General features: G+C 59.8%; 17 protein-coding genes. 15 read left to right on the top strand and 2 right to left on the bottom strand.

Annotated features, from left to right (window positions below; genetic code table 11):
• Window positions 1-43: 43 nt before the first annotated feature.
• The 11 genes from QA649_RS11355 (at window position 44) to QA649_RS11305 (ending at window position 13,931) form a co-directional block, all read left to right on the top strand.
• Complete coding sequence (locus tag QA649_RS11355) at window positions 44-550, top strand: GNAT family N-acetyltransferase (protein WP_283024250.1); 507 nt, start codon at window positions 44-46, stop codon at window positions 548-550.
• The gene (locus tag QA649_RS11350) at window positions 540-1,043 is read left to right on the top strand and encodes a helix-turn-helix transcriptional regulator (RefSeq protein ID WP_283024249.1); all 504 of its coding nucleotides are present in this window, start codon (window positions 540-542) and stop codon (window positions 1,041-1,043) included. The genes QA649_RS11355 and QA649_RS11350 overlap by 11 nt, the downstream gene beginning before the upstream one ends.
• Window positions 1,040-1,975 (top strand): DUF955 domain-containing protein, encoded by a 936-nt coding sequence (locus QA649_RS11345; protein ID WP_283024248.1) that lies wholly within the window; start codon window positions 1,040-1,042, stop codon window positions 1,973-1,975. Before QA649_RS11350 ends, QA649_RS11345 begins: the two co-directional genes overlap by 4 nt.
• A gap of 25 nt (window positions 1,976-2,000) precedes the next feature.
• A complete protein-coding gene (locus tag QA649_RS11340) occupies window positions 2,001-3,644 on the top strand; it encodes a hypothetical protein (protein WP_283024247.1) in 1,644 nt (547 codons plus the stop codon).
• On the top strand, window positions 3,557-4,633 hold the full coding sequence (locus tag QA649_RS11335; protein ID WP_349254079.1) for a PD-(D/E)XK nuclease family protein: 1,077 nt from the start codon (window positions 3,557-3,559) through the stop codon (window positions 4,631-4,633). Before QA649_RS11340 ends, QA649_RS11335 begins: the two co-directional genes overlap by 88 nt.
• On the top strand, window positions 4,630-7,635 hold the full coding sequence (locus QA649_RS11330; RefSeq protein WP_283024246.1) for a UvrD-helicase domain-containing protein: 3,006 nt from the start codon (window positions 4,630-4,632) through the stop codon (window positions 7,633-7,635). The genes QA649_RS11335 and QA649_RS11330 overlap by 4 nt, the downstream gene beginning before the upstream one ends.
• 711 nt (window positions 7,636-8,346) lie before the next feature.
• Entirely contained in the window at window positions 8,347-9,261 is a 915-nt protein-coding gene (locus QA649_RS11325) for a hypothetical protein (RefSeq protein ID WP_283024245.1), read from the top strand.
• A gap of 166 nt (window positions 9,262-9,427) precedes the next feature.
• A complete protein-coding gene (locus tag QA649_RS11320; RefSeq protein ID WP_283024244.1) occupies window positions 9,428-9,694 on the top strand; it encodes a hypothetical protein in 267 nt (88 codons plus the stop codon).
• A gap of 150 nt (window positions 9,695-9,844) precedes the next feature.
• Window positions 9,845-10,960, top strand: a complete 1,116-nt coding sequence (locus tag QA649_RS11315; RefSeq protein ID WP_283024243.1) for a hypothetical protein — start codon at window positions 9,845-9,847, stop codon at window positions 10,958-10,960.
• Window positions 10,957-12,162, top strand: a complete 1,206-nt coding sequence (locus tag QA649_RS11310) for a trypsin-like serine protease (protein WP_283024242.1) — start codon at window positions 10,957-10,959, stop codon at window positions 12,160-12,162. The genes QA649_RS11315 and QA649_RS11310 overlap by 4 nt, the downstream gene beginning before the upstream one ends.
• A 707-nt stretch (window positions 12,163-12,869) precedes the next feature.
• The gene (locus QA649_RS11305; RefSeq protein WP_283024241.1) at window positions 12,870-13,931 is read left to right on the top strand and encodes a hypothetical protein; all 1,062 of its coding nucleotides are present in this window, start codon (window positions 12,870-12,872) and stop codon (window positions 13,929-13,931) included.
• 402 nt (window positions 13,932-14,333) lie between these two features.
• Here QA649_RS11305 and QA649_RS11300 read toward each other — a convergent pair whose 3' ends face one another.
• Entirely contained in the window at window positions 14,334-15,551 is a 1,218-nt protein-coding gene (locus tag QA649_RS11300) for a hypothetical protein (protein ID WP_283024240.1), read from the bottom strand.
• A gap of 385 nt (window positions 15,552-15,936) precedes the next feature.
• Here QA649_RS11300 and QA649_RS11295 point away from each other — a divergent pair, with 385 nt between their 5' ends.
• From QA649_RS11295 to QA649_RS11280, 4 genes are all read left to right on the top strand, one after another.
• Complete coding sequence (locus QA649_RS11295; RefSeq protein WP_283024239.1) at window positions 15,937-16,395, top strand: hypothetical protein; 459 nt, start codon at window positions 15,937-15,939, stop codon at window positions 16,393-16,395.
• A 141-nt stretch (window positions 16,396-16,536) separates the two neighbouring features.
• Window positions 16,537-18,207, top strand: coding sequence for a DUF2235 domain-containing protein (locus QA649_RS11290; protein ID WP_283024238.1), 1,671 nt, complete (start codon window positions 16,537-16,539; stop codon window positions 18,205-18,207).
• A 365-nt stretch (window positions 18,208-18,572) separates the two neighbouring features.
• On the top strand, window positions 18,573-20,297 hold the full coding sequence (locus tag QA649_RS11285) for a hypothetical protein (RefSeq protein ID WP_283024237.1): 1,725 nt from the start codon (window positions 18,573-18,575) through the stop codon (window positions 20,295-20,297).
• Between the two features lie 9 nt (window positions 20,298-20,306).
• Window positions 20,307-22,160 (top strand): hypothetical protein, encoded by a 1,854-nt coding sequence (locus tag QA649_RS11280; RefSeq protein ID WP_283024236.1) that lies wholly within the window; start codon window positions 20,307-20,309, stop codon window positions 22,158-22,160.
• Window positions 22,161-22,608: 448 nt separating this feature from the next.
• On the opposite strand, the gene QA649_RS11275 is transcribed toward QA649_RS11280, so the two are convergent.
• Entirely contained in the window at window positions 22,609-25,293 is a 2,685-nt protein-coding gene (locus tag QA649_RS11275; RefSeq protein WP_283024235.1) for a P-loop NTPase fold protein, read from the bottom strand.
• Between the last annotated feature and the right edge of the window lie 107 nt (window positions 25,294-25,400).

Here is a 25,400-nt window from a genome sequence, read left to right as displayed (position 1 = left end):
GGCGCAGCTCGACGACTGGCAGACAAAGTGGCGGCCAGCCCTCTTGACCACACTTCAGGAGCTCGTGCGCAAGGGCGTGCCGTTCGATCAGTGGCCGCAAAGCTGGCACTGGGATTGGAGCAAGAAGACGGCCCGCGTGCAGGGTCTCCTGGCCTTCCGCGGCTTCAGCATTGTCGCGCAAGGCAAGACGCAAGGCCTGGCACAGGTCGATCTCACAAAGGCGGCCCGGGAAGCCAACCAGCGCGGCAAGCCGCTCGTCTATCTTGAATACCTCGAGGTCGCTCCCTGGAACCGGCCAGACCTCGGGAACGCTCCGCGCCTGCGCGGCGTCGGTACAGCCCTGATCACGGCGGCCGTCGCACTCAGCGAAGACGAGGGCTTCAAGGGACGTTTGGGGCTGCATTCGCTACCTCAGGCCGATAACTTCTACCGCAAGATCGGGATGACCGATCTGGGGCAGGACGCGGCGTACCAGAATTTAAGGTACTTTGAGATGACCAGCGAGCAGGCTCGCGCGTTCTTCGAAAAGGAGGAGAACGATGAAACTTGAACGAAGCAAAGAGTGGTGGATGGCTCGGGCACGTCGTGAAGGCGACGCCGTCATCGGCGCCGGGTTGCTCGCGTTCGACCCGGTGCCGGAGGAGCGGCCGGCCGCTATCGCGCAGACCGCTACCGTCGAGGAAACCCGCATCGCGTTCGGCAAATTCGTGAACCTGATGCGACGTCGCCGCGGCTTTTCGATGGAGCGGCTGGCCGAGGTCGCCGACCTCGACGCCAGCGAGCTCCTCGTGATCGAGGACGACGTCCACTATGTTCCGGACCCACGAACGGTCTTCAAACTGGCGCAGACATTCGAGGTGTCGCAGCGGCGCTTGATGCAGCTCGCAGGTCTTGCTGCGGCGAATGATGCCGGCTTCCGGCAAGAAGCTGTGCGATTTGCTGCGCGCTCCGAGGCCGTGCACAAGCTCACGCCGGAAGAGAATTCCGCTCTTGAAGCGTTCGTCGCTGTCTTGAGCGAGCAGGATCCCAAACGAGTGAAGTGAAAAACGTCAGCCTCAAAGATCGGACGATCGCCGACATCGACGGACAGGTTGACAAGGTCCTGCGAGGCCTTGGCAACCCTGAGCCGCCGGTCGATCTGCGCCTGGTTCGGGAACTGTTGAAGCTAGACCGCGGCTATTACTCGACAACCGACGACAGTCTTCTGCGCGAGACCTTCTCGCGCATGAAGGTCGCCGGCCTTCAAGTTCTCTTGCGCCCGACCATCCTGCGCGATGCGGTCAAGAGTCTCAGCCTGAAAGCGCTCTATCTGCCCGACCAGAAGCGGATCCTGCTCGACCAGGATCTACCCATCCTCAAGCACCGCTGGAACGAGGCCCACGAGATTGGCCACGACATCATCCCCTGGCACATCGGCATGATGTTAGGCGACACCGAGCAGACGCTCACGCCCGCATGTCATCAGATCATGGAAGCGGAGGCGAACTACGCCGCCGGCCAGCTGCTTTTTCTCGCGCGCCGCTTTGTGGAAGAGGCTACGGCTTCGGTTCCGAGCCTTGCCTTCGTCAAGAGCCTGAGCAAGGGGTTCGGCAACACCATGACCTCCACGCTCTGGCGCTTTGTCGAAGAAGGCCATGGCGGCCGGCCAGTCGTGGCTCTCGTCACCGGCCATCCTCATCGCTCACGTCGCAAGGCCGATTTCGATCCTGCGAACCCATGCCGATATTGCGTGGAATCGCCGCCTTTCCGTCAGCGGTTCGGCACCATGCGCGAGACCGACCTGTTCGCGACGATCGTCGGCTATTGCGGTTCGCAGAGCGGCGGCACTCTTGGCCGCAGCGAGGTGCTGCTCGCGGACCTCAATGGCGATCGGCATATTTTCAATTTTGAAACGTTCTTTAATCGCCACGAGGCGCTGACGCTGGGCTATTGGCTGGGCCCACACAACGCGCCGGTGCCGGTGCGAGTGTTCTAAGGCGATGATCCCGCGATCAACTCTCGTGGTCGACGGACCGCTGGCGATACGGATGCAGCGCCTAAAGGCGGCGCGCGAAGGAAGCACCGGCCGTGAAATCATCACACTGCCACTCCTCGCCGCCCGTCTTGCCGGCGGATTCGTGGCGCCCGTCGCGACCGACATTCTCTATCCCGCCATTCAGGCGGCGCTGGCGGCGGGCGGCTTCCGTGACCTCGGCCGTGTATCGAGCCTGCCGGGGATGCCCCGCGCGGTCCTTCAGTCGCTCACCGCGATCTGGCGCGCCGATATCGATCTGTCGTCCTTGCCGCAACACGTCGGGCGCTTCGCGGATCTGTGTCTCCTCGAAACGCGCGTCAGGGAACGCCTTCCCGCCTCCAGGATGCTGCCACGCGATCTTCGCGACGCGGCACAGGCGAGGAGTTCATTTTGCGGGTCCCTGCTCGGGCCAGTCACGCTCGAGGGAATCGTTGAGATCGATGCCCTCTGGCGCCCGCTGCTGAACGAGATTGCGCGATTCACGGAGCTCTCCTGGAATGTCCCGGCCCCGACGGAGGAGCAGGCATGGTTTAAGGGCGCAATCCGCCGGCAGCCAGCAACACCGCCGGCGACATTCTCTGCCGAGACAAGCGCAGATCCCAAATCCGAGGTGGTGGAGGCGCTTCGCTGGGTGCGTCGGCTGCTGTCCTCCGGCAACGCAAACGCGGAGGACATCGGCATTGCGGCGACGTCGACGACGGACTGGGACGACCATTTTCTCGCCTATGCAAATAGCGCGGGCCTTCCCCTGCACTTCTCACACGGCATACCGGCGCTGAGTACGCCGGATGGGCAAGCCTGTGCCGCCTTGGCTGACGTTCTGACCACCGGTCTCAGCCAGGAGCGGATTTGGCGTCTCATCAGACGGCTGCCGCCACGGCCGTTCGCGGGCGCCCTTCCGAAAGACTGGTTTGCCGGCATACCGCGCGGCGCGGGCCTGAGGACGCTTGAACAGTGGCGCGAGGCGCTCATCGCCGCGAGATCCCATCGCGCGGACGACATGGCTGCCGAAGATGCCTTGCTCCCAATTATCGAGCTTCTCGCGCGCGGCCCTGAGGCCGGCGAGGAAGCCGGCCGACTTCTGCTCAACGGCGCGAGCCTCGCCATGTGGAACGAAGCCTTGCGGAGCGCGCCGCCTCACGCCGTTTCGCTTTCGTTGCAGGCTATGCGGGTGCGCGATGGCCGGGACCCGGCGAACAGCGTTGTGTGGTGCCCTGCTTCGCATCTCGCTGCGAGCCCGCGACCGTTCACGCGACTCCTTGGTCTGACCAGCCGATCATGGCCTCGGCTCGAGAATGAAGATCCTCTGATCCCCCACCGTCTTCTCGACCGCCAGACGTTGCATGGATTGACGACAGCAGATCGCGACCGCCGGCACTTCGAGGTCATCTGCAGTGGGACCCGCGAGCACTTGATCCTCTCGCGGCCACAGCGCAATGCAAAGGGAGCATCCTGTCACCAAGCGCGCTTTATCCCGCGAACGAGCTGGTCCACAAGCGCGACCGCATCCCCGAGCATGCGTTCAGCGAAGCGGACCGGCTTCTGGCGCGGCCGCGCGATGCTGGAGCGCTCGAGCAGGTACGACAGAGCCAATCATGCTGGCGCGACTGGCAGTGGGACGAGACGCTGACACGCCACGACGGTTCGGTCGCAGCCGAGCATCCCGCGATCCTGGCCGCTCTCGCCCGGACCCAATCGACGACGTCGCTTCAGCGGCTCCTGCGGGACCCGCTCGGCTACGTCTGGCGCTACGCGCTGGGATGGCGCTCCATCCGCCTGGAGGGCGAGCCGCTTCAGCTTGATCCGATAGCCTTTGGCGAATTGGTGCACGAGCTCATTGCCGGCGCGATAACACGGCTTGAGCCGAGGCCGGGCTTCGCGCGCGCCAACGCGGACGAAATCGAGGCAGCCATTGCGGCAGCATCCAGCAAGGTTCTGGCGTCCTGGCCGCTACAGCGGTCGGTGCCGCCAGCCATCCTCTGGCAACATACCGTGAAGGAAGCCGCTCGCCGCACGGCCAAGGGCCTGGCCTGCGACGATCCGACCAGGGCCGATACGAGGAGCTGGAGCGAAGTCCCGTTCGGCCAGGAGATGCGTACAGGCGGCGAATGGCCTTGGGATGAGACAGTGAAGGTTCCGATCGAGCAAGCGGGTCTTGTGTTTGGTGGTCGGATAGATCGGCTCGACATCCGCGCCTCCGGCGATGGCGCGCAGATCACCGACTACAAGAGCATCAAACCGCCGCCGAAGAGCCAGCGCATTACCCTCGGACAAGGGCGTGAGCTCCAGCGCGTGCTCTATGCGATGGCCGTCAGGATTTTGCTCCCCGAGATCAGAACTATCGTCACAAGGCTGATCTATCTCGCCGACGAGCCGGCCAGGTTCGAATTGAAGGGCGACGAGCTTGATGCTGCAGTCGCGGAGGCTAACACCTATCTGGTCGCGGCCGTGCAAATCCTTCGAAGCGGGCGGATTGCGCCGCGCTCGGAGCAGGACGCGGTCTACGATGATATGCGTCTTGCGCTGCCGGCGGACCGTGAAAGCTATCTCCGTCGCAAGGCCACCAACTTCCGTGCAGCCAGCCAGAAACTTGGCAAGCTCTGGTATTCGTCCAAATGACGCTGATCGACCAGGACAGTCGCCGTCGCGCGATGACCGACTTCACTTCGATCTTGCTGGTCGAGGCCGCAGCCGGAACGGGGAAGACCTCGCTGATGGCCGGTCGCGTCGCCATGATGCTAGCGAGTGGATACTCCCCTGCGGATATTGCTGCTATCACCTTCACCGAGCTCGCAGCGAGCCAGCTCGCGCGCCGCATCAAGGAGACCGTGGACCGGCTTCTCGCAGGTGACATACCCGACTTCATCAAACCCGTTCTTCCTGACGGCCTCTCGGCTGACCAGCGCGCAGCGCTCTCTGCGGCGGCCCCGCGGCTGGACGAACTCACCGCGACGACGATCCATGGATTCTGCCAGGCCGTCATACGCAGCCATGGCGTCCAGGCTGGCCTCGATCCCGGCGCCCGCATCGTGGACGAAACCGTAGCGAGCTCGCTATTCCTTGGCGAGCTGTCTGCATGGTTTTCGCACAGGCTCGCCGCGGACGCGATCGAAGACGACCCCATCGTGGTGCTCGCGGAGCAGATTCCGCTGAAAGTCGTCGATCTCATTTCCGAGCTTGCCTTGCTGCGGCGGAAGCACCCGGAAGCCGCACCAATATTGCCGCCGGAGGACGCGCGGCCCGATATCGTGTTTGTGCAGGCCGTCGATGATTTTGGCAGGTGGGAAGCAAGCACTGCCAATGACAAGTACGCGCGTGGCATCGCCCAAGAGCTGCGTCGGCTTGCGACACGATATGAGCGCGTATTGGAGAGCCGCCCGAACTTCGCGGCACTGTGGCAACTCTGCGAGGGCGGTTCTTGCCGCCTGTTCGGAAAGGGCCTGCAGCTCAGGACGTATGAAGAGTCAGCGGAGCTCTTTGGTGCGTATCCCGGCGAGCACGCCAGCGAAACCGCGCTCTACCATTATGAGGCGGTCGCTGACGCCTGGAACGAACTGATCGGACACATTGCCGCCTCGCTTGTCTGTACGCTGTCGTCCTCACTCGATCTGCTGCTCGAAAGCTATCAGGCCCGAAAGCGCGCCGCAGCCGTCCTCGACTTCGACGACCTGCTCCTGCATGTGCGGTCTTTGGTCCGGGGTTATGAGGAGGTTCGCCGCGCGATCGGACAGCAATACAAGTATATTCTGGTCGACGAATTCCAGGACACCGACCGCGTCCAAAACGAAATCCTGTTCTCTATCGCCGCGACTGATGATCGTCCGACACGCTGGGAAGACAGCCGCTTGCGGCCAGGCTCTCTCTTTCTGGTCGGGGATCCGAAGCAGGCGATCTATCGCTTCCGGGGCGCGGACATCGAGGCCTATGAGCTTTGTCGCCAGCTTATCAGCGCGCAGGAGGGCGGCGCCGTCATTGAGGTAACGGCAAACTTCAGATCCCAGCAAGCCATCATTGACCACGTCAATTCGTGCTTCGCGCCGGTGTTCGCACGGCCGGGCCAGCCCAAATACGTCGCTCTTGCGCCGACCATTCCAGATCATTCGTACCCTGTGCCGTGCGTGACGCGGTTCACGGTCCAGGTGGCCACCGAAGGACGCATCTACGCCGAGATGTTTCGTGAGGCCGAGGCTTCAAATGTTGCGGACATCTGTTCCCGCTTGATCGGAAACGTGATGATCAGACGCGCGGACAACTCCTTCAGTCCCCTCCGTCCCGGGGATATAGCCCTTCTGACGCCCGGACACCGGGAGCTCTGGCGTTATGAGCGCGCGCTCGAGCAGCGCGGCTTGGCCGTGTCGTCGCAAGCCGGTCAAACACTGATGCGGCGGCAGGAGACGCAGGATGTTCTCGCGCTCCTTCGCGTGCTCGCGGATTCCTCAGATACACTCGCCTTCGGCGCCCTCATGCGCGGGCCGCTGGTCGGGCTGAGTGACCAGGAACTCCTCGACATCACCTCTTCGCTGCCGAGGGGTAGGGAACGTCCGGAGTTTTTCGACGTCAGAACCGATCCCGCTTTGGTTCGGCATCCCGTCGCCCAATCAGTCCTCGTCATCCTGCAAGAGCTAAGGCGAAGAGCGGCAATCACGACGCCGAGCCAGATCCTGGCGGAGGCGGTCGAACGGCTGAACGTTCGCGTAATCATGGCGGCCCGTCACGGCAATCGCAATGCGCGCGCGCTCGCCAATCTGGACGCCCTTATCGAACGGGCACGCAGCTATGGGGTCTCGGGGCTTCGTACATTTGTCCGGAGCCTGCAGGCGGACTGGGAACGTAATGTGCGCGCGCCAGAGGGCCGCATCGATGCCGCCGAGCACGCGATCGAGATCATAACCATCCATACGGCAAAAGGTCTCGAGTGGCCGGTCGTGATCCCAATCAACTCAACGACGGAACTCTATCGGCCGGATCAGTTTGTGCATCGCCAGTCCGACAATACGCTGCACTGGATGGTCGGAGGGGTGGCGTCGCCGGATCTCGCGGTCGCACGCGCGGAAGAAAGCCGGGAAGACGCCAATCAACGCGAGCGCGTCTGGTACGTCGCATCTACGCGTGCACGTGACCTGCTGATCCTCCCACATATCCCGCAGGCTTCGAAAAGCACGTGGTTCAGTTCGATCGACCTGCTCCAACGGGACATTCCCGAACTTGAGCTCTCGAACCTTTCGATTTCCGATGTCCGACCGCCGGCGCCATTTAGCAACGAACAATCGGCGGACGCGTTCGCGTCGGAACAGCAAAAAGTAAGGGATAGTGCACAACCGATCGTCTGGCGCCGCCCGAGCGACCATGATCAGGACCGTCTCGACGAGACGCTGGATGCGGTGGTGGTATCTGACACGCTTGCCGAGCAAAGAAAAGTCGTAGGTGCCGGCGCGGTCCGCGGGGTCGTCCTTCATAAGCTCATGGAGGAATTTCTAACGGGAGAATTGGAAGAAGACCAGGAAGAGGCGATTTCGCAAATAAGTCTCGATGACGACGCAGTCTTTCATCGACTGCCCTCGCCTTCCCGGTGTGTGCGGTGCCATCAGCCTGCAAAAGGCCCGATCCGCGATCGCGGGTGACGGCCTGACCGTCTCCGAAGCTGCCATCCAATGATCAGCAATGACGTGCGCACGCTGGACGATATGATCATCAGATGGGAGAGATCGACGACGCCGGCTCCGCCGAAAACCCTGTCGATTTCGTTCGCGCGCATGATGCGCTCACGTACCTTCGTCAGCGCTTGGATCGCCTCTTGTTCGCGGTAGAGCATCCCGACGGTTACAGCGGTGACCTTGTGATCCGCCAGTTCCGGTTCGATCCGGACGGACGCTCTGCGCTCCACACTGGCACGGCGCCGAAGACGGCCAGGCAAAATACGGTCCCACCTCGATCATTGAGGACAAGATGGCCATCTCCCTCTTGAGGTCGTTCATGACGGCAAAACCATCCGGATAGCTCACCAATATCTTGAGCACCGTGACGAAAATTCACCGGCACCTACCCCGCCTGAATGGTGCAGCATACTGCACGGCCGCAAAGAGACTCTGTCTCTGCCGCGCTCACAACGCAACGGTCCACGCTCCGCGCCGACCGGCATTCGGCCGCAGGGTGGCGTGTCCGGTCCATTCCGGTACCAGATCGTTCTGGCGACCTAGGAGATCCCCTAGTTTTCGCACGGCGTCTCACGCCTCACACTCTGGCCATTTTCAACCGATCGACGGCTGCTCAGCGCTGCGTCGCACCGAATTTACGCAGGGACGGTGAGCTGAAGTTGTCATGGAGAACTTGGATTGACGTCCCTCCCAACTAGTCCCGAGCGATTTCGCGTCGCCGCGAGCGACACGTCTCATTGCGCGCGCGGCTCCTCATATGCCGGCGCCATTATTGTCGCGCTTGGCGGTCTGTTGGGTGCGTGTTCAGTCATTCCCGATCTCCCCGACGAATTCGAAATGCCGGTCCAGGGTATCCTGCACAACGCCGTCTGCGAATTGCATTGGGCGTTCGAGGATCTTTCCGATCCCGTCCGGTTTCCGAACTTCAAGGCCGACCAATGGGCGGCCGCGATATCGCTGTCACCCAAGGTCGACGTCGAACTTTCCGCCCGGCTCGGTCTGACGGGCAAGAGCACGACGGACCCCAAGGTTCTCCGATACGTGACGTGGACGCTGGGGACGTCGCCGGGCCTCGAATACGATGTCAAAGGTCATAGAGACGGTTCAGCATCCTTTTCGCTTCACTCGTCGCAATTGCTGTTCCGCAACGGATTCAGCCTTCCGAACTGCGATCGTCCCGGTCCGGACGCCTTCGAGTCCCGGCAATATCTCGGCGTGCAGGGCTGGCTCGAGAGGTTGATCCCGCGTCATGGAAGCGGGCTCGACCTGCTCACCAACCCCGACAAACCCGTGTTCAACTCTCAGATCATCATCAAGTACGATGGGGGCTACGGCGGCCCGACGTGGTTCATTCCCAACGGCACTACCGTGAGCGCGACATTTTTCGGTTCGCGGATCCGCGACGAGACGTTGTCGATAGCTTTCACTCCCGATCCCAAGAAGATTGCCGTCAACACGCTGCCCACTGGCGCGCCGATAGTCAAACCGCCCGTACAGCCTGATCCATCGCGCGTTTCGCCCGCGGCTCAGCAGCGGCTCGATCGAATTCAGCAAGACGAGATTCTGCGCAACCTGCGCATACAGGGACAGTGACGAGATGCGGCGCCGTGAAATGATGTCTCGCTTTGCCTTTCACGCAGCGATGGCCGCTCTGGCACTGGGCGGAGGCTGCGCCCAGGCCCATGCAGCCGCCGCCTCGGCTTCGGCGCCGGCGACCGAGATATGCACTGGAGCCACTGGCCCTCATGTGATGTTTCTCATGTTCCTCAACGCGCCACCGCGGGTAGCAAGCCCCGACTGGGTGCTGCAATCCACCACGTCGATGGACTTCGAGACCTGCGAAGCATGCGCGGCCGCAGCCCAGTCGATAGCGAACTCCGTCATTCGCACGCCGACCATCAATCTGGCTGGATGGTGCTTCGCGAAAGAACCTGCCAACGCCAGCAACTTCCTGAGGTCGCAGAAGGTCAGCCCCGGGACGACGGTCCCGCTGACTCCGCCGTTGAATCTCAGACCGCAGCGATGAGCGGCGGCCCGGGACGCTTCGCCCAGCCGTGGCATAGCCGCCCTCCGCCGGTTCACCGAACTGGCATCTTGAGTGCTTCGCTAGGGTATTCCCCAGTTTCATCCGTATTCAAGACGCTTTTCACTGACCTGGAAAACGGGGGAAATCCAGATGCTATCGTCATCCAAGATCGTAGGCTTATCAGCGTTCGTTCTTCTCGGATTATCTTCGTTCGCCAGAGCGGACGATGCCGAGATGGCTATGAACGAACCGGACCGATTCAATTGGTCGGTCTTCGTCCAGGTCAACGCTGCCGCCGCCGACGGCAAGAACAGGGTCTGGGAGACTTGGGCCGACAATTCCACGACCTTCCCGGCCCAGCCCTCGCGCACCGTCAAGCCGAAGTTTCCGGATCAGGCGCCCCCGAGAAGCCTTGAGGTCGTGAACCAGCAGACGCTGCGAGCCGCTATCCTCGGTCGTAACCGTCTCAGAATCTCGAAAGACGGATCGGAGGAAGTGCGGCGTAACCGGTCCTCCTTCGATTTCATCGTCAACAGCAATCTCTACTACCGCGAAGGCATAACTGCCGCAGTGAATTCTCAAAAGCAGCTATCGTTTCCTTCGGAAGCGATCGAGCTCAAGGCGGTCTGGAAGCCCTTGGACGGCGCGACGGCGGCGCAGAAGGCACGCTACTACGTCAACAAGACCGCGGACGGCAGGGAGTTCGGGCTCGCCGGACTTCATGTCATGACGAAAGCCGTGCTCAACTGGACGTGGGCGACGTTCGAGCATACCGACAATCCGGGACGCTGCGACATCATCGGGTGTCACGACGCTTTCGGCGCAGAAAAGGCCGATGTCAAATCGAACGATCTTCCGGACAAGGGATATCCCGAATGCAAGCATACGGCGGCACTGGACAAGATGTTCGTTGACGCGGGTCTCAAAGAGGGATTTTGGGCCTTCTACTGCCTGAAGGGATCGCAGATCGAGTTCGCCGACCAGAGCGCATGGGGGACAAGGCTGGGGAATTCCGTGATCGAGTCGGGCTTCGTCGACACGTCCTCTTGCATGTCGTGCCATTCCCGTTCCGCATTCAACAGTGCGGCGAAGACCAAGTTTTCAGGCGGGTTCAATCCCGACGGAACCGGTCCTGTCGGCTTCCCCGAAGCGACGACCTTCTTCAATGTGCGTCTTCCAGCCGATTTCACGAAGCCACGGCCATCCTACCAGTTTCTGCCGATGGATTTTGTTTGGTCCTTCACGAAAGCGAGGAGCGCGCCGTGACACTGCGAAATCGCCTCACGAGCCTTCTGCGCGCGGCCGCCATCCCGACGGCTCTCGCACTCGCCGACTCGGCGGTCCACGCCCAATCGTTCGACTTCAAGTCGATCAAGAATCTGAATCCGGTCGAGAGCGGAAAATCCAACATCGTCATCGATCGCATAGGACCCGCTGGGATCGCGAAGCGGCTGGACGTTGAAAAGCTCCTGCCGGAGGTCAACGTCTCGAAAAAGATCGCCGAAGCCAAGGATCAACCCATATCCTCCGTTCTCCGGGATCTCGTCACTTCTTCATCGAAGACGGGAATCAAGACTTCGTTGAACAATGCGTTGGGCATCAACCTCGCGACGTTCAGCGACGACGTTAAAACGGATCTGTTCGGAAAGCCGCCCGAGGTCGAGGCGTCGCCGGTGTTCGAAAAGAATGTTTCTGCTCTCGTGGACAAGCAGTCGGGCGAGCCCGGCTTTCTGCGGATCTGGAGAGGCCAGAAGGTCGTGAAGCCCGACGTCTATCCCGACGTGGTCATGATCTCGGGAAACGAGGGCATCTGTACAGGCACGCTTATCAGCGCTCAGCACGTCATCACGGCTGCGCATTGCTTCTGCGACGGCGTAAGCCGGGAGGTCGCCGTAGGCACCAGTCTTCTCGATGTCACGGCACGGGCCGAGGTCGACCTGGACAAGTCGAAAAGCCACATCGATTGCGACAAGATGAAACCCTCGAACGTCGTCGAGAACGTCGGCAAGGGCGACATCGCGCTTCTCACGTTGAAGACGCAACTGGCAGGCGTGGCGATCCGGAGGATCGCGACTGAACCCGTCGTCCGCGCCGCGGCGTCCGTGAGAGCAGTCGGCTTCGGCAAGACCGAGGGAGACGGCATCGGAACGAAGTTCGTGGTGGATATCGTAGTGGCTTCCTACGACTGCAAGGGCGCCGCGGTCAGTGGCGGGGGAAAGTACGGCTGCACCCCGGAAACCGAGATGATCGCCGCCGGCTTGAATCGCGATACCTGCAACGGGGACAGCGGCGGTCCGATCTACATTTTGGGGCAGGACATCAATCTCTACCTGGCCGCGGTCACGTCGCGTTCGGTAGACCCAGGCGGCGCTTGCGGCAAGGGCGGCATTTACGCAAAGCTGACGGTTCCTCAGGTCAAGCAATGGCTGATCGACGGGGGCGTCGCGCCGACGGCGTTCGCTCAGTGATGATCGCTTCTGGTCGACCACGCCCCTTAGCCGCGAGGACTTCTCTGCGCCTATGCGATAATGTTCGCTGCTGGCGGCTGCCTCCGATGATCCCGACCCCGGCGAAACCAAAGCATCGTCTTGCCCTTTGAGATACCGGGAAGTTAAGCGTAGCGGGAGTGCTTGGGCGTGAGCGATATTATCGGGCACCAACGGGGGTTTTCCAAGCCGGCCAACCGGCATTGATCCTGATCGGAGTGCCGACGGCATTAATCCTCGCTGGTCTGGCGTTTTTCGGGGCAGTCGGACAAGCCGGCAATATGATTCGCGCGGGCTGCGTCGCCTTTGGCTGGAGCGCCAAGCCGGCCCGGGAGGCACCGAACTGTCGAACTTCACGTCGACGAGGGTCGACGGCGGGCATAGTTTAGAGAGTTCTGCGAACCGGTGGCAGCGACCTACAGGGAGCAATACCGGACTTCACGATCACCTGGCATGAAACCGGGGACGATCGCGATATGGACGTGCTCAAACACGCCACATACCAATACACCTGCACTTTCAGTGCCGTACCGAAGAGTTGAGGTGGGGTGCCGCTGAAAGACGGCAGGGGAAAGCACTCCTTGGTTTGCGATGATACCGTGTCCCGCCGCCATGGTGCCCGGGAACGGCCCTTTTCCAAGCCTATATTCGCCCCTACCGCTCGAATCACTGCTGGGAGAAGGCGCGACATGTCGATCAGGCGCACGGTATCCTATCTCGTCGTCGCCGGTGCTGTGGCAGGCTGGTCGACGGCCGCTACGGATCACCGTGATTTCAAGGATCTCGCTGCCAGGACTGCCATAGCGGACCAGGCGGCGAGGCTTGACTCCAAATGTCCTCTTTCGAAGACGTTCATCGATACGCTCGAGCTTGAGATCCTCTCCGTTTGCGTCGGCTACGGGTTGCCGGCGCTGGATGCCGCCCGAAGGTATCCGGCCGCGGCTGCAAATGTGTTCGGCGTTTACGGAGAGAATCCCACTTTCCGCTCGGTTTTCGACCGCTACGGCCATCCTGTGGTGCCTGTAGTCGCCTACTTCCTCGAGAACGGATCCAAGCAGTATCAGGTCACGCATGCCTTAGGCCAGGCAGTCCAGCAGATGTGGCAAGGCAACATGCCCAAGTGGCCGGCAGAAGCTACGAACGAAGAGATCGGCCTGATGGCGATCCAGGAGATCGAGGAGCGGGGACCCGAGGTATTGGCGCAATTCGAGATCGTCGACGGGCAGGCTAAGAGAAAGCCATTCCAGACGGCCGTTCTCGGAACGAAAAACTTCTTTCTAGGTGGTGTCCAAAACGTCGAGACCATCTTGGTTCGTGCCGAAAGACCCTTGACCTGGACAGATATGGGCGGCGCCGCATTGGACGTCGCTGCGCTCGCCGGCGGCGTCGGCCTTCTCGCCAAGGAGGCGCGCGCCGCCGACGTTCTCGCCGGCCGCGGCTCCATCCGGGCCGTTTCGACGAATGCTTACCGCACTCTACGAACGGTCGGCACGATAGCGATAGGACCGGTGGGCAACATCGCTCTGCTCTACGTGATTGTGACCCACCCGATGCTGGTCGGCTCTGCCGTTGGGTGGGTCGCCGAACGGCTCGGCCTAGATCCGACCATTTGCATTTTCCTCGCCTATTTCCTGGTCTTCAGAATGATGCTTCCGCTGCTTCGACCGCTGTTCTGGTGCATCTCGCAAGCCTCTCGCCTGGCGATGCGGATGGTGTCGCGACGGACCACGAAACCAGTGACGGTGGCTTGAGGGAATTCCGTCCCGCAGTCGACCCGAGCAGCTTCGGCGGCTTATTTAGCCAAAGCTGTCAACGTCGAGAAAGTCAGTCGGGGCAACCTTGATTGATCCAGTCTACGATCTCCTGAATCTGCGGGTCTGGAATGAAAGGCCCTCCCTTCGGCATGCGGAGGGCCGGACCAGCGATACCCGTACGAAGGTCGACGACCAGGTTCGTTTGGTCGCCGCCGCTCCCGATCAGCTCCGGTTGGATCAATCGCTTGTTGTGTCCGAAGTTCCGCTTTCGTCGCCCATGAGAACGTCTGGCCATGACCGCTCAGATCGGGATCACCGTTCTGTTGCTGCCAAGCCGCCATGCCTTGATCGAGGATTTCCTTTACCCGAGCAAAACCCATCATTTCCTTCCTTCTCGCTTCACTTGGATTCGCCGACGAACTTCGAGAAGATGTGGCTGACGTTCAATTTCTTCGCGGTCATAAGGACTACTCCATTGTCCTTGACCTGACGCGTATCGTGACAGCTGAAGCAGTTCACGAAGCTATCCTGCGTGAAGGATTCCATCGCCATGCTCGAAAGGCCGTCCTCGCCGACGACGACGGCCCCGTCGTCGTCCGGCCCTGTTCCAGAAGGATTTGCGAACTTGCGATCTGCGGCGAAGGTGCTCTCCCTCTTATCGAGCCAGACAGCACCGACCAACCGGTAGTTCTTGCGCTTGTCGTCCGCTGCCGAGCTCCGGAAGTCGTCGCGCACATGCCGGTTGAGAGTTGCGATGTCGTCGTCTTCCAGGCCGTCCGCCAGCTTCGAGGACGGGAAGAACCGAAAGATCGAAGTCTGGAGCTTCGTTCCACCTTTGGTGAAATTCTGGGTGAGCGGATCGAAGGCCGAGACCAGCTCCGCGTCGCTCGGAATGACGTTTGCAGCAGACGCCGGCGTGCCTCCTTTGTAGAGAAGGAAATCGTTCGGACTCACCGGTCCGCTTCCCGACGAACCGTTCGCGGGAAACGGTCCGGCGGGCGCCAAGTCGCCGTTGCCGCTGCTGTCCACGTGCTCGAACGTCGCCCATATAAGTTCGGGATGCCCTTCGAGAGCGAAGACCACGTGGATGGCGAGAAGTGCGACCGTGACCTCGCGGGGGGCATCAGCCTCATCGACCTCGATGCCGCTTCCGAGCTGCTTGAGTGTCGGAACCAGTGCCCTCGTGGTGATGAAATTGTCTGCAGAAGTCCCCTCCGGCACGATCTGCCAGGCGGATTTGAGTTCGACGGCACCGGTCGGCAAAGCCAAGTCGGTGCTAGCATTTTGAACCGCCGCTTTCGTGGTTAGTCCGTTCTTTTTGATGAACTCCACGAAGGTCGAGTTCATATGGATCGCATAGAAGACCGGGTTGCCGCTCTGGTCGACCAGCAATCCGTTGAGGCCGGCCTGCCTCGCGCCGGCGTTCACGATTGCCGCCTTTGCGGTCGTATCGCTCGACGGATCGTTCGATCCTTTCAAGGCTCGGGGCGCCAACGAGAGGAGAGCGGAAGCGGGGCGCGCAAACCTCAATGCGACGTTTCTGCCGAACACATCGGCGATGGTAGGATACGAGAGGAAGGCTGGATTTCCATTCGCCGACGGTTGGGTCACGAACATGAAGTTCTGCCACGCCGGCCGATAGAAACCGCAATCGGGAGCCGGATGCGCGGGTGGCTTTTCGAAGGTGGGTGCTGGCGTGTTCGGTAGCCACGAAGGATCGCTCGGGCAATCCGCAGAAGCCGCACTCGCGCTCGTCACGATCGACAGGAGGATGCACGCGCAGGCCAACCGCCGGCTTGTGGACGATGATGGAGCCATTCGACGTCCTCGCGTCGCTTAATGATAGGATGAACCCTCTCACACGATGCAGGAGAAACACCCTAGGAACCTCCCTAGGCCAAAGCATCGCCAATTAGGCAGTGTTTGACTGGCCAAGCAACCGGCAGGTGTGTCAGACTTTTCCGAGACGTCTTAATCATCTCGCCTGTCTCGAGGTTTCACCATGGCGATCGCGGTATTCGGTGCGCTCAGCTTCGGGCTCGCTCTATTCCTGAAGTATGTCGTTGCACCCAGATATGGAGAAGATGTCGCCGCTCGCTTCATCGAACGCTTGAACTACATTCCTTCGCAGAAACCTGCGCTGCTGGATGGGAGCACCTTGTCCCGATGGCTCGCGGACGAACGAAACAAAACTTCGATAGCCGGTTATGTCTTTCCCGTTCTCTTCCCGCTTGACCTGCTTTTTCTCGTCAGCCTCGGTCTCCTCTTGGGCTTCACCTCTGCGGCCTTGTCAGGATCCTTGGCCTTTCTCGCTCATATTCCAGGCTGGGTCTGGTGGGTTTTTCCGCTGGGCTATATCGCAGCCGATTTGGCCGAGGACCTAGTCGTTGCCGCGATCTTCAAGTCGGTGATCGCAATGAGCGAGGCCCTTTTCGCCTGCTGCGGCTGTTCACCTCGGTAAAGCTCGCCACCGTTGCTCGGCTTTGGGACAAGCCATCTTCCTTGCCGCGCTGCACGTGCTTCTGTTTTTCTTTCCGGCCGCCGCGCCACACTGATTATCGGATACGACGCTTTCGTTTCGTCTGTTGTTTCGGAGACTGTCATGCCAAAAAGAATCATTCTGCTCTCCGATGGTACCGGCAATGCGGCCGGAAAGGTCTGGCGGACGAACGTCTGGCGGCTGTTCCAGGCCCTTGAATTGAAGGGATCGCATCAGATCGCGGTCTACGACGACGGCGTCGGCACCTCTTCTTTCAAACCGCTGGCCATTCTGGGCGGCGTATTCGGCTGGGGTCTGAAGCGGAACGTCCTCAACCTCTACAAATTCCTCTGCAGGAATTACCAGCCGGGCGATCAGATCTTCGCTTTCGGCTTTAGCCGCGGCGCCTTTACGATACGCGTCGTGATCGGCCTGGTTCTGAATCAAGGCCTTGTCCATTTTGCCAACGAAACCGATTTGGATCGGAAAGCGCGCGCTGCATTCCGAGCCTACCGCCACGACAAATACCCCGTATGGAATCTCCAGTTTCCGTTCCGCTTCGTTCGATTCTGGCTGGACAAGATATTCTATACGCCAAATCAGACACCGATTACCTCGATAGAGTTCGTCGGCGTCTGGGACACGGTGGCAGCTTACGGGCTGCCTATCGACGAAATGACGCGAGGTGTCAGCGAGTGGCTTTGGCCGCTGGAGCTGCCGAACAAGACATTCAACAGAAGCATAAAGAAAGCGAGACATGCGCTCGCCATCGACGACGAACGAGCCACGTTTCACCCGGTTCTTTGGGACGAAGAACCGCAGAATACCCGAGCAAGCGGCGTCAGCCGTCCGACGGGCGATGAGCAGCTCTTGCAAGTCTGGTTCGCGGGCGTCCATTCGAACGTGGGTGGGGGTTACCCGGACGACTCGTTGGCGAACATCGCACTGGCTTGGATGATGGCTGAAGCAAAGCAGTCGGGCCTTCTATTCAAGGACATGCCGGATGCCGAGCCGGACGCGCTTCTGAGTACCGACTCCGCCAAGGACAAGGACGGAAGGCTCTACGACTCTCGGAGCGGACTTGGCGGCTATTATCGTTACAGCCCGCGCAAGATCGAAGACTTCTACATGGCGATGCCTGTGCCGGCGGACGCGCCGGCAAACTGGGCCCCGATGCCTAAGATCCACGAGGCGGTGTTCGGCAGAATCCGGATCGGGGCCCACCTGTATGCTCCGATCGTACTGCCGCCGGAGTACGAGGTGGTCACCTCGACCGACGTTCAGGTAAGTACCACGCCGCCTCCACCTATCGCGCCGATCATCACGATGGTGGAACCAAACACCACGGCGCTGGCGGAAGGCCAAGCCAACGCAGTTTCGAGACACGATGCTCAACAGAGGATATGGGACTTCGTCTGGCGAAAGCGGGCCATCTATTTTCTCACCGTGTTCGCGACGGCCTATCTTCTGCTATACCCGCTGTTCAGGGACAGCTATCCTTTCCAGGAACTGCGGACGCCGCTTCGCTGGGCATCCGACAGTATTCGCCTCATCGGAACTCTACTCCCCGGATTGGCTTCGCGCTGGGTCGATGCCTATGCGCGCGATCCTGCATGGTTTCTCGTATGGGCGTTTCTTGTGGCGTTCTTGACGTGGATCGGGGCAAGGCTCGCCGCGACCATCAAGGACCGGATGAAGTTGCTATGGATCGCGTCGCTGCCCAACACCAACCAGCCTGTCACGCCCAAATGCGCGCCGGTCTGGATAGACGACCAAGCATCTTGGAGAGGCTAGAACCCCCCGCATCATTCCGCAAAGCAGCATTCTACCTTCGAGACGAGACACTGCGCGCGTCATTATACAAAATAATCCATGTATCTCAGTTGGTTGCGAGATTGTTGACCGGTGCGCCGTCACCGGGGAAGTGCTTCTGCACCGTCGAATTCGCACTGGTGACGGCAATTTGAAGCTGAACCTTGCTAAGAGCCGGGCGAGGGGCTATTGAAACGGTCGGCAGGCGGCCCACCATTAGTGGTGTCACGTCGCTACCACAACTGTCCAGAGCACTCGAGTTTAGCCCCTAAATTCGCGGGAGGACCTGATCGCCACATTGCGGCGAGCGTCTCTTCGCAATCGCAAATGGGGAGGCGATGTAGCAGATGCGTAATGACATCGACACGGTAGACGCTGCGCTCAGGCCGCTTCACAGCGAAGCATGGCAAGCGCTTGTGGACGAGGTGCGCGACTATAGTCCCGATCTGGTCATTCTCGTCGCGCGCAAGATGCCGCGACTGGTTGAGGCACTAAACCTCTCGCTAGGCGATTACGCCGTGTGTGTGTCTGATCATGCTATCCCGTTCGTGCATCAGAACATCAAGGGCGCCCGGGTCGCCATCGTGGACGACATATGGAATGTCGGCACGACGATGCTGCGCGCGCGTGAACGCGTGATGCTTGCAGCTCCACGCGAAGTCCGGCTGTTTGCACTTGCCGCAAAAAATGCGGAAAGCGCTCGTAAGGCTGACGTCAATTTGGCGCTTCCGCGCTCTCTGCCGGTTGAACGGCATCGCGCACTCGTCGATGCGGTCCCTCGTGCCTTACGATGCGTCGCTAAGCCGTATGACGTCGACTTTCCTATCGTGCCGTGCACAATTCGGACGCCATTCAGTTCTTGGCAAAACTGCTGGCAGTGGCTCAGCGACAAGTTTGGCGACTTTGTTCACAGCACAGTTGATGATGCTCAGCTTCAAGCAGGGGTCGCAAGGGCCAGTATAAACCTGCCGCGCATTAACGGCTGGACGCTGAAAGCGCGCCTATATTTCGACTTCAAGACCGGAAACTGCAATTTCGTTCCGATGGCACTGGCGCCAAGCCTGTCCCTTATGAACGACTATCCCGAAGGTTCGCTATCGAGCGCGCTTTTTGATGCAGTGCTCGGCACCTTCGAGGCAACGCGCTCATCTGCGGAAGATCTGGATCCTGAAAACAAGGACGGTCTTGCTCGCGTAAATACCTATTGTGATTCCGTCCTGATTTCAGATGCTCTACTCGAGCTATGCTCTGGGTTGCTTCAGAAGCAGTCACTCGAGCCATTCTCGATCATGGATTTCGGCATTCAGTTTGGGCCTGCTGCGCGACGGCGATGTGAAGACATTGCGAAAGGTGGTTTTAGAAAAATCACCTACGCCGAGCTAGAAACGCTTTTCAGCAGCAGTATTCGAGGAATGCCCGCTCCATCATACCTGGTGGAGATGCCCTCCGTCGTAGATCGCAGCAGGGAATATCTGAGTCAGGGTCTGTCGAGGCTGGCCCTGGATGCGCTCATTCAGGATCTTGCCAAAGCAGCCGGCGCGGACGATCCAAAGGCTTATTCATTGTCTCGTCCGTATAACTCCGAGCGTATCGAAGCTACTCCTTACCTGCGGCTTCGATTGGGGTTCACTTACGAGGAAATGGTCCAGCTCTTCCGCAGGTACTATTTCGACGTCTGGCACCCGTCGCGGCTTCCGGAGCTTATCGTCAGCGATCTGCTCGATACTTTCATCGATCACGGTGCGATAGTGCCGACGTTCTCGTTGCACAGGGATAAGTGCACACGCGTATATCGCAAGGGTGAGGCAAATCCACGCTGGGATAACGAGTTTACTCGTCTGCTTTTTACGCTCAAGAAGATGCCGGAAGCGGAGCGAGCGGAAGTCCTCGAAGGAGGGCGCACTCGTATCGCAAAGATCAATGCCATACTCGCGTTGTCGGGAGCTTATGACACGGCTCTAACCACGGGGGCACTGGAGCGCGGCAATGTGGGCATGCTTCTGAACAGTGTTGTAGAGCGTGAGGGTACGGAGCTGACAGGGCTCATGCGCCGTTTTGGTTTGCTGAACTAGCGATAGATCATGCAGAGTTCTGGAAACTTCAAGCCAACCAGGGAGGATTTGGAGTTCGCTTCTTCCTGGATCGTTCTCAATCGGCTGATCACGAACTGTAAAGGCCAGGAGAGGGCCACCCTATTACTCTCGACCTGTCGCAATGCTTATATGACAGCGAACGCGCTGTTCGCCGAGCTTCAAGTTATCCTCGGAGACGGCATTCAACCGTCTGGACTAAGGGCTGGCGCTGAACTTTTAATAAAGGGCGCGACAGCTGCGCAGCCGCTTAAAACGCATTTTGGGCGAGCAATCCAAACCATCCGAGAGTACGAGAAAAAGGGTAATGTTTGGAGTGATCGACAAGTCATTTGGGCGGATATTGAACAGGCGAAGGTAGAGATCGATAAGCTGGACCCCCTTTCATCGAGCCGAGTTGAGGTGGTACTCGACACGCCGGCTTCAGCATCCGGCAACTACGAGGGGCAGGATCGCGAGCTTTTGGAGATCAATCTACAGCCACGACCTCATCTCGACGAGACGTTTCGCAGGCTCGATGAGACCTTTGCCGTATTGAAGGCAGCTGCTGATCTTGGCTTCAAGACGGCGCTGGCGCTGGATCGCGATCCCCAAGAACAATTGGCACTTGTAGCCGACACCCGCGAGCAATCTGCCGACAAGGCCGTCGCCGAAATCACTTCCTGCGTGCTCAAGCTGGCCACGGCCTGCCATTGGCATTCCACGGAAAACGGGGCGAAGCGGACGATTGGCCTAACCAGCGGTCACGCAAGGCCGCAAATGGCCGGTCGTGCAGACGATGTCGATCTTCCTGGCCAGGTGAATGCCAGCAACATTGAAGGGATTGTCAGTGCGCTCGGGCTGCTTGTCCGAGAAGCCATGTATGTCGCTCATTGGAAACTTTGCGACTTCTTTCAGCCGAACGTCGCAAAGCCGCCGCTGCCCCCTTTATTCAAAATCCGTCTGCCCTTCGCCGTAGCGGACCAGACCTCGGGAAGCCGATCGAGGACCTCCGTTAGGGTCGTTCGTTGCAGCGCTCCGCCGGTTGCTGACAAGGTCCGGATAGGGCTGGCTCACTTGGCCGTGCCCGTAAAACATCTGAACACGCGAAGCTACGCCTTTGATGATCAGGTTGCGCAAGACGTCGCGGATGACGTTCGTCGCGCAATTCACGCCGCAGCCAAGGACGGCTGCAACGCTATCGCGTTTCCAGAATATTCGTTGCCGAATGCGCTTACGAACGAGATACACGCCTTGGCGAACAAGGAATCGATCGTCGTGATCGGAGGTTTGGAGGGATCTTTCCAGGACGGCAAACTATGCGCGCGCGCCATCATTGCGATTCCCGGGGAAAGCCAGCCCCATTTCCAATACAAACAACGGCCGTCGCTGCAAGAAGCGAATGGCGACGCTTTTTTTCGAGACGATCAGCTGTCCTTGTTTCTGAGAACTCCGGTAGGAGATTTCTCTGTTGTCGTCTGCAGTGATTTTCTCGAACTCGGCACTCTGCAGGCTTGGAAGCACACTACGCCGCTACCCGATCTCGTCTTCGTTATTGCGAGGAACGACTACCCCGACCTTTATGTCAGCATGGCGAAGGCGGATGCCGTCCGCCTCTACACGTGCGTCGCCATTTGCAACGTTCTCGATGATAAGGAGTCTGATGCCGCGAGCCTTGAAGGATCCTGCGTCATCGTTCCAAACCGCACGAAGATGGAATTGCAGGCCTCCGAGCTAGCCGTTGAAGGCCGATTTTTGACAGGCATTTCTGTCTACGAAGTGCCGTTGCATGCGCCGCGCGCCCGGATTAATGGCAAGCCGGATCAAGGCTTTTTTGCAGTTCCCCATACGGCGCAGCGGAAGTGATCTAGGCGGCATCGGGTAGATGCGCTCATTCGATCCGGCCAGCCAAATCACGCCTATGTCGGCTTCGCGCTCAACTATGGCGAGCCGATGTTCTTTGGCGTGATCGCAGCCTGCGTCGCGGTCACCGTCGTCGCGATCGCAATCGTCGACATCCACCAAGGTGGCTTCCGCGACGAACTTTCTTGATCCGGTAGGGCGCCATCGATGCCGTCTTTACTCGGGCTCGCCGTAAGTTGCGACGCTTGGCGCCTCATATCGTCCCAACAAGAGGCGGTAGGTGGCAAGCAGCCCTTATGCCGTCGTCCTTCGCCGATCTTCGCCGAGGCACTGTCGCGGGTCTGCGTGCGCGTTCGATCGATTCTCATCAGGTGCCTAGCGCTCGCTCGAAGGCGGCGCGGAGTTTGCTCCCTGGATCGAGCGTGCGAGGTGGGGCGGCGATCGCGAAAGCCTAGAGAACTTGCCGAACGATAAGCGCATAGGGATCGCTTCGTTCGAAGGGGTGCGAAGCCTCCTCCTCGAGAGCGTGTAGCAAAGAGTGGAATCTCGTCTCCTCTTCGAGCGCCTCCGGGTCGCGCATGTGGATCAGCAATCGGGCGAGCTGCAGCTTGAACAGAAGTGCCTTGATTGACCGGGGACTCGGGCGTCTTCCGATTGTTCCGAAGTATCGAGGGACGAAATCGCATAGCATCTTGATCTCCGCGTCGGAGAAGCGAACATCTCCCGTTACGAAGGGAGGTTCGGTAGACTGCGGCGCAGGACGTTCGGGATCTGGAGGCGAATCACCTTGTGCACGGCGTGCCGCCTCCGCTTGAGCTTGGGCCCTCCTGAGTCCGTCGACGACGGCCGGCCGTTCGGCCAACCTTTCGTCCTGTGTCATTGAAGCTCTTCTGCGGTTGCCGGCCTCGATCCGCTGATTCCGGGTATGCGCTTCGTTTACTTCAGAAGGGGTCATGGGGATGAAATCGCCTTCGAATCGAAATCGATTGAAATTCGAACGCTGGCGTCTCGAAGGTCCGTCTTCGGAAACCAGCGGATCCGGCTTTCCTGCTGCCACATCGTCATAAGCCTTGCGTGCCTCGGCCTCCCTATCCGTGGCGTTGCGAACGTCGCGATCGGCTTTCGCTCGCATTCTGGCGTGCTCCGCCTGGGCGGCGCGTTCGAGTTCCTTGCGTTTTCTTTCATTTTCGACGCCCGCCAGCTTCGTTACCAGTTCGACGACATCTTCATCGGATAGTCGCGAAAGACGCAGATGACAAGCGAACAGCTTTTCGACCTGCTCGAAGACGATATCGGCTACGGCGCGGCTTTTTTCCTGCTGCAATTGCAGGCCCCCAACGCGGTATTCGATCATCTTGGCGTATCGTAGTTCGATGGCATGCCTGAGAACGTCTTCGTCGACCAGCATCAATACCTGCAACCGGCTATTGATTTCCTTGTCGTCGAGAAGGAGACGCACATTCTCTATGACGCTCAGCATTTCGTCGGGCGAGCACCGATCGAGATCGTCTACGACCAGTAGGATCTTGTCCGGCTCGTAGGTCGCGATGGTCCTGGGGAGAGCAAGTACGAAAAGCGAAAAAGAAGTCCATCCGATCATGGCCGCCCAATGCAACCATTCTGCGGGAGAGGAACCGGCAGGCTTGGCGGCTCCGTCGCTCAGGCCGAGCCAATTTAGTATGGACCACAGGTCGAACGCCGATCCGCGCAGCAGCGCGGTTCCCCAAATCACGCCGATGATTAGGATTCCCAGCGCAGACGCGGCAAGTTGGAAGTTGAAACGAGATGATGTCCGTTCCCTCGTCCATGCCTTCAGAAGCAACTGTACGTCTTCGCCGATAAGGGCCAGCATACCTAGATTCTCGTCGCGGCCGACCAAGCGAAGATTCCGATGAAAGAGCTGACGGACCTTGCTACTGGCGCCCATCCATGTCGCTGCGACGTATATGAGGGCGGAGAATCCCAAGGCGGACCCCGCCAGCGAGACGAGTTGAAACTTTCCTTGAATCGGGATCAAAGCCACGGCCAACACTATGAGCGACGCGAGCAACGAGAACAGCCCGTTGCGGTCCATCGCAACCCGCAGCGCTATCGCCCATCGATCGAGCTGGCTGGCCCGGGCCATGACGGCGCTCGCGAGACTCTTGTAGAGATAGACCCATGATTCCGGCGGACTTCTGTACTTCCATGCGTTGTGAACGACTACGCGATACTCCAGATCGGCATATGTTTCCTTTGGACCGACCACGACCGCTTTCTTGTAGATATCTGGCTTCTCGAGATATGGCTGCAACAGCTTCAGGAGCGTCGTTTTTCCGCTTCCCCAGCGACCGAAGAGAGCGAAGCTGAACTCGCCGTCCGAAACCCGCAGGATCGTTGCGAGAGCTTTCGCATACTGTTCTACGTTCAATCCCAGTTCATCAGGCGTGGCTTCCCGAACGATACCCGCGTGACGCCTCGAGGAACCCGGTGCCGCAGAGCGCGGCTGCCGCTCGTCGAATGCGGCGCCTTTCGGAGCATCGGCAGCATCTTCCGTCGACACTCTCGTCTGGCGATCACCGCTCCCGGCTGACGCTTGCCCGACTCCCTCGTTCTGCGAGGAAGCACCGCCATCGAGCATCGCAAGGGGCGAGGTTTTTCTTTCCACGGCATCCCGAATTCGCTTCGAGATCCCCGTGCTCTTGTCGTCAAGCAACATGAGAAGGAGAACATCGGCAGGGAGAGGACTGTTCGAAAACCAGCCGCGCAGGACTTGAGTGAAGCCAGGTCCTAAAACGATATCTTCTTCGATCTTCGTCGGATGCGATGGCTCCATAGGAAACTCAGGCGTTTCGACGAAAAAACCGGCAGACATTTCCAGGAAATCGTTCTCGGCCAAACCCGACGACGCCAAGACGTCGCGTAGTTTAGCGAGCTCTTCGGTCGTGTCAGGAACCGACCGCTGATGGAGAAAAGCCGTCAAGACAAAGGACGTCGACGAGAGTTCGTTCCGACGCGCTCTCTTGTACCTGAGGCACCACACCGTCTCGGCCAGAATTCGTGCGGCGAGTTCTGAGAACCGGACGTTGGAAAGGTCCACGCTTTCCAGAATCCTTCTGGCCGGGGCGAAGAACTCGGTGTCCTCGAACTCTGTCATCGTTCCTCCCGAAAATGTTTACTCCACGGCTTCGCGCTGGTGCCGCCAAACGACGGCGTTGAAAACGAATATAGCCCCCCATGGAGCGATGGTCTCCCTAAGCTGCG

It is taken from the genome of Bradyrhizobium sp. CB1717 (genome assembly GCF_029714325.1).
In the GTDB taxonomy this organism is placed as follows: domain Bacteria; phylum Pseudomonadota; class Alphaproteobacteria; order Rhizobiales; family Xanthobacteraceae; genus Bradyrhizobium.
Note: the sequence above shows the minus strand (reverse complement) of the source record. Positions and strands in the feature narration are given on the sequence as shown.